At 68.4% G+C, this 11,410-nt stretch carries 6 protein-coding genes; 5 read left to right on the forward strand and 1 reads right to left on the reverse strand.

Annotated features, from left to right (window positions below):
- Positions 1-349: 349 nt before the first annotated feature.
- The 4 genes from ACFWU9_RS07150 to ACFWU9_RS07165 are packed head-to-tail and all read left to right on the forward strand — an operon-like array spanning position 350 to position 8,910.
- Positions 350-1,429, forward strand: a complete 1,080-nt coding sequence (locus ACFWU9_RS07150) for a PD-(D/E)XK nuclease family protein (RefSeq protein ID WP_384315385.1) — start codon at positions 350-352, stop codon at positions 1,427-1,429.
- A complete protein-coding gene (locus ACFWU9_RS07155) occupies positions 1,429-2,673 on the forward strand; it encodes a hypothetical protein (RefSeq protein ID WP_384315386.1) in 1,245 nt (414 codons plus the stop codon). The genes ACFWU9_RS07150 and ACFWU9_RS07155 overlap by 1 nt, the downstream gene beginning before the upstream one ends.
- Positions 2,666-6,160 carry a hypothetical protein gene (locus ACFWU9_RS07160; RefSeq protein ID WP_384315387.1) on the forward strand — a complete coding sequence of 1,165 codons (3,495 nt, stop codon included), beginning with the start codon at positions 2,666-2,668 and terminating at the stop codon, positions 6,158-6,160. Before ACFWU9_RS07155 ends, ACFWU9_RS07160 begins: the two co-directional genes overlap by 8 nt.
- A gap of 35 nt (positions 6,161-6,195) precedes the next feature.
- Complete coding sequence (locus ACFWU9_RS07165; RefSeq protein ID WP_384315388.1) at positions 6,196-8,910, forward strand: pPIWI_RE module domain-containing protein; 2,715 nt, start codon at positions 6,196-6,198, stop codon at positions 8,908-8,910.
- A 117-nt stretch (positions 8,911-9,027) separates the two neighbouring features.
- Here the strand turns inward: ACFWU9_RS07165 and glnA are convergent, their stop codons facing one another.
- On the reverse strand, positions 9,028-10,437 hold the full coding sequence (glnA, locus tag ACFWU9_RS07170) for a type I glutamate--ammonia ligase (protein ID WP_384315389.1): 1,410 nt from the start codon (positions 10,435-10,437) through the stop codon (positions 9,028-9,030).
- Positions 10,438-10,747: 310 nt separating this feature from the next.
- Between glnA and ACFWU9_RS07175 the strand changes: the two genes are divergently transcribed.
- A complete protein-coding gene (locus ACFWU9_RS07175; protein ID WP_384315390.1) occupies positions 10,748-11,212 on the forward strand; it encodes an RDD family protein in 465 nt (154 codons plus the stop codon).
- The last annotated feature ends 198 nt before the right edge of the window (positions 11,213-11,410 follow it).

An 11,410-nucleotide genomic window follows, 5' to 3' on the forward strand; every position in this document is an offset into this window, starting at 1 on the left:
CCATCACGAACTGCTGGAACACTTCACCTTCGGTCCCTTCATGGCAGCCTGCGACGCACGCGCCCCGCGCCCACCAGCCGACGAACCGGGGGACGGGTGGGCACGGCCTCAAAAAGGGGGGCACGACGGCCTGCAGCGGTGGACGGAGCACGCGTCGGCCTCTTACGAGGAGGCCTTTCCTGTTGACCTGAACAATCCTCTGACGGAGGTTACGGAGCCTTGGACCTATCGCCACCAGCCCGTCGGCGCCGACCCGTGGGGAGCCCGCGAGTACCGGTTCACCGTCTGGGGCCGGTGCCTGCGGTCGGCTGACGGGACGCTACGCGAACTCCGGCTGCCGGTGAACCGATTGCGCCAGGAATCCCCACCCGAGGCTTTCGTCGCCGCAGCGGCCCTGGTGCTCTCCGAGGGCGTTCCGGGTCCCCTGCCCGAGCAAGTCCGGATCGTGGAGGTGGCGCTGCTCGACGGCCAGGTGCGTACGCTCTTCGACGGCACCCGAGGCGAGGCGGTGAGCCGCTACCGCGAGCACGGCCCCGCAGCGTTGAAGGCGCTGCTGGACAGCAGGGACTTCCGGCCCGGTTCCTCCTGCGCGGAATGTTCCTACGTGTCTGTCTGCCCCGCGCTGCGCCGGGCGCCCGGACTGCTCGGCATCGAAGCCCCGGGGCGGCCGCGGCGGACCTGGTCCGTCACCAACGGGCGAAACTATCAGATCTGTCCCGCGCGGGACCACCTTCGACGGCTGCACCTTCCCACGGCGGATGCCATCGAACGCGGCTCGGCCGCCGAACGGGGCCGCGCAGTCCACGCGTACCTCGCCGCACGCCACAGCAGGAGTGTGCTGCGGCCCTGTACGGCAGACGTGCCCGACGAGTGGGTCCCCGAGGGCTTCGACCTGGACCCTGACCAACGCGCCCTCGGCGCACGGCTGCTGCGCAGGCACGCCGCCGTGTGCCCGCTCCGCTGCGTACGGGACGGAACGGACGTGCGCAACGAGCCGCGGGTCGTGCGCCATGACACTGCGGCCGACGTCGTCGTGATCGCCGCTCCGGACGTCCTCTACCGGGACGCGGACTCCTGGGTGTGGCGGGAGACGAAGACATCGGCCGGCGACCGGCCCGGAGGCCGGCCGCTTCTTGAACGGTTTCCGCAACTGGCCCTGGGGGTGGTGCTTCTCGCACGAGGGGACCTGGGCGGGCAGCCGGGCCGCAGCCGCGTCGAGCTGGAGGTGCTGCGTCCAGGCGGCGCCGACCTGGAGATCATCGATCCGTTCGCCCCCGCGGCGCGTTCTGCCGCAGAGGATGTCCTGCGGGACCTCATCGGGGGCTGGCACAGTGACGACCACTTCGTGGCGACCCCCGGTGCTGCCTGTATGCAGTGCGAAGTGGCCCGCTGGTGCCCTTCGGCCCTCCGCGCGGACGAGGCGGCCTGATGACCCCCGCGACGGGACCCCGGTCCGGGGATGTGGACAGCGCGAGCCGGGACATCCCGGAGCATGAGGACACCGGAACCCGGCTCTTCCGTGAGCTGTCGCGCATGGTCGTGGCTCTTGCCGACCGCGGTGGCCTGCGGTCGTTCACACTGCCGTATCCGCCCATGGCGCAAAGCGTGCTCGACCGAGTTGTACTCCACTGCCTCCACACCGGGGAGGTGCCGCCTAACAGCCTGCCCGAACTGCTCGAATGGTGCCGACTCCGATCCGCTGGTGACCGGCCTTTCACCGTTTCGCCGGTCCTGGTCACGCCCGAGGCGACGCTCGTTCACCGGATCGGCCTGGCTCCCACCCGAACATGCCTGGAACTGGCCTCGACCTGCCCCGGGGGTGGGGGCGAGACGACGGCCCTGGAACTCCTCGCCGAATTGGAAGCCCGATGCGGATCGGCGGAGCGGTATCTCCGCTGCCGCCAGTTCCTCGCACACAAGGTCATGGTGCACAAGGACGACCGCTTCAGGCGCGGCTGGAGCAACGCAGTCTGGAGTCGGGTGCGCGACCTTTACCACCCCGTACCCGAAGCTCTGCTCGTCGAGGGCACGCTCCTGCGCTGCGCCGACTGCCGCCTACCTGCCCGCTTTCCCGGCCGAAGGGCTCCGGAGCACGGTGCGCTGGTGTCCGGCGCGAACACCTGGTGCGAGGCAGAGGAGTGCCCGCACGGCGTGCGCCTGGAACTGATCCGTGATCCCGACCAGGTCCGGATCCTGAGCAGGCCACTGCGGGCGTTCGTTGCGCTTCCGCTTCGCGTCGAGGAAGCGGCGCTCACCGAGCTCGACCGCTTCGGTGTCGGATACGAGGCCCTGCCGGGTGAGCTCAACGCCTACCGCCTGCTCGGAGACGGCCGTCGGGTGCGGAGCCTGCACGCTTATGACCGTCTCCAACCGACCTTGCTGGCAGCCCGACTCGCCTCACGTACCGCAGAGATCGCCGACGGTACGGCGGTGGTCGTGCCGCGTCGGCTCGCCGACCGGGCGGGCTATCGGGCCGCCTTCGTCGCGGCGCTGCCGGAAGCCGTCCGGCAAAACGTTCTCCTGACCACACCCGAGGAGCTGGTACGGGACCTTGCCGCCGTCGCGCCGCGGGCAGCGTCGCCCTCCGGTGCGGTCGACCGGTCAAGCCCCGGCACACCCGGCCAGGCAGGCGCTCTGGCCACATTCGAGACGAATGGAGACCCGGATGCGTAGCCTCACTCCGCCCCTGGCCCAACTGATCTCCGAGCTGCACACAGCTGCGGGACCTGAAGTGCGCTCACCGGCGCTGGAGTTCTTCTGCCAGATCGAGCTGGGGCTCCACCTCCAGCAAAAGCTCATGCAGGGCACCCCCGCCGGTCATGCCTGGGTGCTGTTCAGCGGCTACGGATTCGTCCAAGCGTACGGTGTGCCGCTGCCGCCGGACGCCGAACGCATCCTGCGAGTGGCCCGGCACTCCCTATGGACGCTGCGCAGGAGCCGGGCGTGGCGTGAGGCACTCGAACGCTACCAACGCTTCCCGGCTCCGATGCGCGGATTCGACGTCCCGGACCCGGAGAGCCCGGCCAGCCTCCGAGAGGTCTCCCTCGGATGCGACCGATGGGGCGTCTACGACCGACTGCTGCGTTTCGCACCGCCGATCGCCGGGAAGCGGCTGCCGGTGGCGGGACAGGGCCCCCACGCCTTCTCCCTCAGCCGTTCCACCGCAGTGGCCGAGATCCCGCCGCTGGCGCGCGCCCCCCTGGTGGCCCACGACATGGACCTTGAGCCGGCCGGCTCTGGTGAGCCACTGACCTTCCGGATGGCCGACCTGGAACGTACTGCGGCGGAGATGGACGCCATCCACGACCGCTCGGGCACCGACCGTGCCCCACGCTGGCTCGAACGGCTCCGGGAGTTCCAGATGTCCAGCAGGAAGGACGGGGCCTTCCAGAAGACGGACGAGTTCACCGTTGACGGCATCCAGCACCTGCTGGGCATCGTCGGCGCAGGCAAGAGCACGCTGCGCGACATCATCGCGATCCACCTCGCCGGCTTAGGGAAACGAACCACGGTCGTCGTCTCCGACGTTGCCGAGGTGTTGAAGTTGGTCGAGCAGTACAACCTCTACACCGGTGGGGCCGCGGCTCCGGTGCTCGGCCTGCATGGCCGTGAGCGGCACGCCCAGCGACTGCACCGCCGCCTCGCAGGCCGGGGGGAGCACCGGCTGCTGGCCCACGACAACCCGGCGTTCACCTATCTCGGCACATCCTGCGTCCTCAATCCCACCTTGCGCGCTCCTGCCTCCGCACCGCTCACGTTCGGCGAAGCTCCCTGCACTCGTCTACGACCGCCGACCACCCCCGGCCGACGTAGCGGAGGAGGTAACACGCCGGAGTGGCAGAAGCAGATGGTGAGCTGCCCGCTGTGGTCCGTCTGCCCCCGGCACCACGGATCCCGGGCACTGGTGGGCGCGTCCATCTGGGTCGCCACGGCGCCTGGTCTCATCGATTCCTCGCCGCCGCGTCCGCAGAACGGCGAACGTGTGCGCTACTTCGAACTCGCCTGCCGCCGCAGCGACCTGATGATCGTCGACGAGGCGGACCGGGTGCAGATGAACCTCGACCGGACCTTCGCGCCCGCGGTGCTGCTCGCCTGCGACGAGGAAAGGGGCTTCATCGACGTACTCACCCGGCACAAGATCCGAGAGCTCGCAGCCAGCGGCCGTACTCAACTGTCCGATCGCGACGTGGAGAACTTCTCCGCTGCTCTCAACACAGCAGGTACGGCGACGGACAGGCTGTACGCGATGCTGGTCTCGCAACCGAAGCTGCGAACTTGGGTCCGCGTTGGCTATTTCAGCGCCTGGACACTGCAACTCGGGCTGCTGGACGAGCGTTACCCATTGCCGGACGACGGCGATGCCGATGACCCGAACCGGGCTCCGCGAGAGGCATTGGGGGAACTGTTCGACGCCTTCCGCGACAACCCCTTCGGCGACCGTCCGCGCCGACCTGAGGAGAACTTCGCACATCTCACCGCCCTCCTCAACGAGCTGCTCCACACAGGGAACCCGGAGAGCACCCGGCGCAGCCTCACGACGGTGATGGACCAGGTCTTCCATCTCGACGAGTCATACATGGCCGGCAGGCAGAGGGAGTACGACAACGACCTCGCCGCGTGGCAGAGGAAGAAACAGGAACTCCAACGCAAGTCGGCCGGAAGCGGCCGAGAGCGCAAGACGCCACCACCGCCTCAGAGCCCGAAGGAGTGGCGCGAAGAACTCGCCAGGCGTTTCGAGTTCACTTTGCTACTCAGCGCGCTGGAACCGCGCCTGGCGATGATCAACGCCATGTGGCCGAGGGTCGAGGCGTCCCTCAGCCTCGGCTTCAACGAGATGTACCGCAGACCCCGGGACTACGGCCCACTCGTGCCCGAAGCTCCGATGGGCAATGTGATCGGCTTCCAGTTCCGGGTGGAAGGCGAGGACAAGGGAGGCATCCGCAGTGGTGAACTGACCTTCTTCCGCTGCAGCGGAGTCGGCCGGGAACTGCTCAGGGAAGCCCCGCATCTGGCATCCGTCGACGGCCGTCCCGGCGCCCACCTCCTGCTGATGTCCGGCAGCAGCTGGGCAGCGAAGTCCAGCCGCTACCACGTCGCCGTACCGGTCGGCGTGATCATCGAGCCACCTGGGGAGGTGACCGAGCGCATCGCGGCCAAGAGCAGCATGCGCTTCGAATTCCTTGATGACGGAGACGAGATGATGCGGATCTCGGGGTCCGACATCGATGAGCGGCCGGAGAAGCTGCGCCGAATCGCGACCTGGCTCGGCGCCGGAATGGAGGAGGTCGAGGACGGTGGGCCCCTGGAACGGGAACTGCTCTCCCTGCCGAAGGACCGCGACCAGATCCTGTTGCTGGTCGGCAGCTACCAGGAGGCCCGGCTGGTGGCCGACACCCTGCACGGCCTCAACGACCGGTGGCGGGACAGGGTGCTCTGTCTGATCTCGGACGACGAAGAGATCGACGAAGAGGACCGCGCTGCGTCCGCCGGCCGGGCACGGACACTGCGGCGCGGAGACGTCGAGCATCTCAAGGATCTCGAAGGGGACATCCTGGTGGCGCCGCTGCTCGCCGTCGAGCGGGGTCACAACATTCTCAACGATGATGCCGAGGCGGCCATCGGGACCGTGTACTTCCTTGCCCGCCCGAATCCGCACCCCGAGGATCTCTCGTTGGCAGTCAACGCCATCAACGACTGGATCGTCCGTATGCGGGACAACGGCCGCTTCGCTGCGTGGATCCGCGGCGGGAGCACCATCGAAGCGGGGGCCGAGGAGTTCCGCCGCCAAGCCCGCTCACGCTGGTATCAACTGCTGCAACGTCCGCTGGCCTGGAGCCGCCTGGGCTCCGACCGGGAGCAGGTCACGTGGGACATGCTCGTCCTGATGTGGCAGGTGATCGGCCGCCTGGTGCGCGGCGGAGTGCCGGCGCGGGTCGTCTTCGTTGACACCGCCTTCGCCCCCAACCGTGCGGCGCGCCCGTCGCGGCCCGACACCGAGACGTCCAGCCTGCTGCACAGCGTCTTCGCTGTGCTCGACCCGTACTTCGCCGATGACAGCAAACCCGCCGACGAGCGGTTCATGGTCCGGGCTCTCTACGAGCCCCTGTGGCGCATGCTGGGCCGCTGCCTCGCCGACACCCCTTCCTGTCCTCAGCCGTAGCCCGTCGTCAATGTCACTGTTCATGGAGGTACCGCGTGTATCAGACCATCCGTGTCACGGCCTATGAGCCTGATCCGGCGCACGGTCCCTGGCAGGAGGAACTTCAGGTGATGCGACTCGGTGAGCAACTGCACACCGAACTCACGAGTCGCTGGGAGCAGGCCCATCCCGGAGCCGACCACCCGCTCAGGCTCCCCCTGAAGCGTCTCAACTCCCTACTGCTCGGCATGGCCCCCGGCGTCCTCGCCACTGGCCGCAACGCCGGGACCGACGGTCGGCTCCCCTGGCTGTACGCGCACGAGCCCGTACCGCACGAGGTTCTTGCCCCGCTGGTGGCGACCTGGGCGGGCGGGATCTTTCGGCGGGACGACGAGGAGGACGGCGCAGGAGACTGGGAGCTTGAGGACGAACTGCTCGCCGAAGGAACAGCTACCGCGCTCGGGCTCCCGACGTGGGAGGCCGAGACCGTTGACCTCACTGAGACCGTGATGTCCGTTGGCGGCACCGCGGAACCCCTGCGTCGCCTCTACAGCCTGCTACCTGAGCAGGTCGCGCTGCGTCTGGCCGCTCGCCCCTTCAGGACCCGCGGGGCCACTCTTCGCTTCCGGGTGGTGAGTACGGGCGGCGGCGCGGAACTGATCTCCTGGCCACCGCAGCGGTACGAACGACGCAAGGAGACCTGGTACTACTCCGCGCAGGTAAAGATCACTGTTCACACGGTGCCCTTCGCTCCCCGCTTTCGCTTGCACGTATCCACCGGGGTTCGCCGCTGGGCCACCCGCCTGGAGCTGCGCCCACATCAGATGAGCGGTGCCACCGTCCTGTTGGATGCCCCGCTTCCCTGGCCCGGGGGCCCCGGGCGGCACCCCCGGCTCATGAGGAACACCCTCGGTTACGACCGGCGGCGCCGGGAGATCGCTTGGCGCCGCCACAGCCCCGCTCTGCTGGTCCCCGAGCTGGACATTGTGCGCCGTTATCCGGACCCGGCGGAGCTGTTCACCTCACCGGACAAGTGGATCACTGGGCGTGGCGATGTCGCGGCCGGCATCGTCCATCACCCAAGGCTCGGTTCCCACGAGGTCGGACTGGGCCTCATGCCTCGCGAACGGGCCGAGATCGACGGCTGGGTCGAGGAGGGGCTTCGGCCCGTATTGCGCCGCGTCGCCGACCTGGGCCGGGTCACCCGTCGGAACACCCCCTCGCTGTTGCCCCGCTCGGTCAAGAAGGACGAACCCTTGACCCGCGAAGCGCAGTTGGCCCTGCGCCGGCAGGCCGCGCTGGGCCGTGCGCTGGGCGGCCGTCCCCTGGATGTCGAGGTCCTCTGGCAATCCGTCGAGACACGCGCGGCGCTACTTGTGGAACTGCCGAAACTCATCGGGCTGCCTCCCGGCAGTGGACGGGAGATCGGCGACGACACCTGGCAGTGGCGGGCGGACGACATCGAGATCAACGTCAGGACGCGCCCTGCGGGAGCGCTTCTCAGTCCGCTGCCGACATCCGGAAACCGCACCCGGCGACGTGCTGTCCGTCTTGCCGATGCCATCAACGACCGTTGCGCGCTGGCGGACGAGCACTTGGAACCGCCACGAAGCAGCGCTGCTCTCGTGGTCGCCGAGATCGCGGACAAGAGCCAGTTCGCCGCGCAGCCCGATTCCGATCCCAAGCACGCGCTCCGCCTGGCGTGGGCGAGGCAGGGGCGGATCAGCCAGTTTATGAACCTGCCCACTGCGGCAACCTCTCTGGAACACCGCGCCCGCTGGACCTGGCTCGACGCCTTCCGGCAACTTGGCGCGATCAGCCCGCCCGCCCACCGGGTGGGTGCCGGTATCCCGGGCGACCTTCAGTACGCGGCGCTGTGGTTGGTGCGCTACACCGCTAACGGGCCGACCCGCTGCACCGACCGTCGACTCGTCGCGGTTCGCGTACGTCCGCAGGAGGGTCCGGGAGCAATTGAAGGCTGGGACGACGAGCGGTCAACGTGGGTCCCCTATCCGCAGCTTCTGCTCTCGCTGGCAGACGGGAACGTTCGGAACCGTTGGCGGCGGCACGACTTCGACAGCGATGGCGTCGACGAGCGGTGGCAAAGGGAAGCCCAGCGGCAGATCAGGGCCCTCCTGTTTCAACTGAGGGAACAGCCGACGCTGTTGCTGGCAAGCTCGGCGAACCTACGTCAGTGCTGGCCGCGGCTGAGTAATGGCTCCCTCTCACGGGACATGCTCGGCTTCGGGACCGAGCCGGACCAGCGCTTGACGATGTACGGAAGCGATCTGCGCGTGGTCCTGGTACGTGACGCGAACAACCGCGAAGAGGTGCCCGAGTGGTACGCACACGACGGGGACGACCGGATCGGGTTCGCCGAAGGCGTCTGGGGTTCGGCCGAGCCGGAGAACCGGGTCTTCGCCAGCACGGCCAGCACACCCCACACGGCGGTGCTCCCCAAGGGCTTGAGGAAGCTGGTCCCGACATCCGAATCCCGTACCGCACCGGGCAAAACCGCCTGGAACCCCGCACAACTCGAGATGACCGTCCTCGGCTGTCTCACCGAGAAGGCCCTGACCGAGTCCGACCGCGCCGCTACGACACCTGACCGCCCCGCGGAATGGGCCACGCTCACCCATCAACTGCGCTATCACGACGACTACCCGCCGCTGGGCCGCCCCCTCCCGCTGCATCTGGCACGCCTCGCTGCCGAATACGTACTTCCACTCGCGGAGGCTCCGACCGTTCCCGCGACCGGGACAGGCTCCTGACACTCTCCGAGCAAGAGAACGTCGAGGGCCGCCGCCCTGAACATCAGGACGACGGCCCTCAGCAGCAGAACTGACGCGTCATCAGCGCCCCGCGCTCCCGGTAGCAGCAGCCTTGGCCTAAATGTCGTAGTACAGCTCGAACTCGTGCGGGTGCGGGCGGAGTTGGATCGGGGCGATTTCGTTTGTGCGCTTGTAGTCGATCCACGTTTCGATCAGGTCCGACGTGAACACCCCGCCCGCCTGGAGGTACTCGTTGTCCGCCTCCAGGGCTTCCAGTACCGCCGGGAGGGAGGTCGGGACCTGGGCCACGTCCGCGTGCTCCTCCGGGGCCAGTTCGTAGAGGTCCTTGTCGATCGGCTCCGCCGGCTCGATCTTGTTCTTGATGCCGTCGAGGCCCGCGAGGAGCAGGGCCGAGAAGGCGAGGTACGGGTTGGACGACGGGTCCGGGGCGCGGAATTCGACGCGCTTGGCCTTCGGGTTGGAGCCCGTGATCGGGATGCGCATCGCGGCCGAGCGGTTGCGCTGCGAGTAGACCAGGTTGACCGGGGCCTCGAAGCCGGGGACCAGGCGGTGGTACGAGTTCACCGTCGGGTTCGTGAAGGCCAGCAGCGACGGGGCGTGCCTGAGGATGCCGCCGATGTAGTAGCGGGCGGTGTCCGAGAGGCCCGCGTAACCCTGCTCGTCGTAGAAGAGCGGGTCGCCGCCCGCCCACAGGGACTGGTGGACGTGCATGCCGGAGCCGTTGTCGCCGAAGATCGGCTTGGGCATGAACGTCGCGGTCTTGTTGTTGCGCCAGGCGACGTTCTTCACGATGTACTTGAAGAGCATCAGGTCGTCGGCCGCGGCGAGCAGCGTGTTGAACTTGTAGTTGATCTCGGCCTGGCCGGCGGTGCCGACCTCGTGGTGCTGGCGCTCGACGTCGATGCCGACGCCGTCCAGCTCCAGGGAGATCTCCGCGCGCAGGTCGGCGAAGTGGTCGACCGGCGGGGTCGGGAAGTAGCCGCCCTTGTAGCGGACCTTGTAGCCGCGGTTGTCCTCGGTCGAGCCGGTGTTCCAGGCGCCGGCCTCGGAGTCGACGTGGTAGAAGCTCTCGTTCGACGTCGTGTTGAAGCGCACGTTGTCGAAGACGTAGAACTCGGCCTCGGGGCCGAAGTACGCGGTGTCCGCGATGCCTGTGGAGGCGAGGTAGGTCTCGGCCTTCTTGGCGATGTTGCGCGGGTCGCGGCTGTACTGCTCGCCCGTGATCGGGTCGTGGATGAAGAAGTTGATGTTCACCGTCTTGTCGCGACGGAAGGGGTCGACCCGGGCGGTCGACAGGTCCGCGCGAAGCGCCATGTCCGACTCGTGGATCGCCTGGAAGCCACGGATCGACGAACCGTCGAAGGCCAGCTCGTCATCCGGGTCGAACGCCTTCGCCGGGATCGTGAAGTGCTGCATCACGCCAGGCAGGTCGCAGAACCGGACGTCTACGAACTTCACGTCCTCGTCCGCGATGAACTTCCTGGCGTCGTCGGCGTTCTGGAACATCCAGCTCCTCCTCCTCCCGTCCCCGGGGAGGGGCGGGGGTTTATCGCTACTGGTCGTGCGGCCAGTGCGGTGGCACACGCAGGACCCGACCATAGGTATGCGGGATTTCTCAAGCATGACCCATTTGTTTCGCCGAAGTTAACCGGCCCGGGTGTGCCGCGTTCCACAGATCAGCCACGGCGGCCGGAAACCGACGGGCTCTCGGCCCTCCGGCGCCGTACCTCTTGTCCCGGTTGTACCCCGTGGCCCGTCCCGTATCCCCGTACCCCCGGGGCCCTGTGCGCGGACCCCCGCGCAGTACCGTGGTCGGGTGGACAACAGGCAAGCAATCGGATCGTGGCTCTCCGGCCCGCGCGCGACGGCCGAGGAGATGGGCGCGGACTTCGGGTACCGGGGCGAGCGCCTCGGTCTGCCGAAGGAGGGCCCCGGTTCCGTCGCCCCCTTCGGGCGGCGCTTCGGCGCGCTCTTCCTCGACTGGGCGCTGTGCATGCTGATCGCGTACGGGCTCTTCGCCCGCGACGCGCAGAGCGCCTCCAACTACGCGCTCGGCATCCTCCTCGTCCTGAACATCGTCACCGTCGGGACCGTCGGCTTCACCCCCGGCAAGCGGGTCTTCGGGCTGCGGGTCATCTCCGAGGGCCGGGAGCGGCTCGGCATCGGCTGGGCCGTCGTCCGCAGCGCGCTGCTCTGCCTCGGGCTGCCCGCCCTCATCTGGGACCGCGACGGGCGCGGGCTGCACGACCGGCTCGGCCGCGCCGTACAGGTGCGGATCTGATCCGTGCGACCCGCGCGCCGCGCGAGCGAGTCGCACGCGCCGTAGGTCATCACGCGCCGTAGGTCATAGGGGAGGGCGGCGGAGGGGTAAAGCGATAACGACCCCCCAACCCCCGCCAAAGGAACGACACAGAACGGAGAAAGCCCAACTTACACCCCCCGCAGCACCAAAGCCACCGCCAAGGCGCCCAGCGCCGCA

Source organism: Streptomyces sp. NPDC058653 (assembly GCF_042716895.1).
GTDB lineage: Bacteria > Actinomycetota > Actinomycetes > Streptomycetales > Streptomycetaceae > Streptomyces.

Bases quoted from the DNA above. Each gene is read 5' to 3' on its own strand.
- glnA (WP_384315389.1), bottom strand. From the start codon at position 10,437: ATGTTCCAGAACGCCGACGACGCCAGGAAGTTCATCGCGGACGAGGAC.
- ACFWU9_RS07160 (WP_384315387.1), top strand. From the start codon at position 2,666: ATGCGTAGCCTCACTCCGCCCCTGGCCCAACTGATCTCCGAGCTGCAC.
- ACFWU9_RS07155 (WP_384315386.1), top strand. From the start codon at position 1,429: ATGACCCCCGCGACGGGACCCCGGTCCGGGGATGTGGACAGCGCGAGC.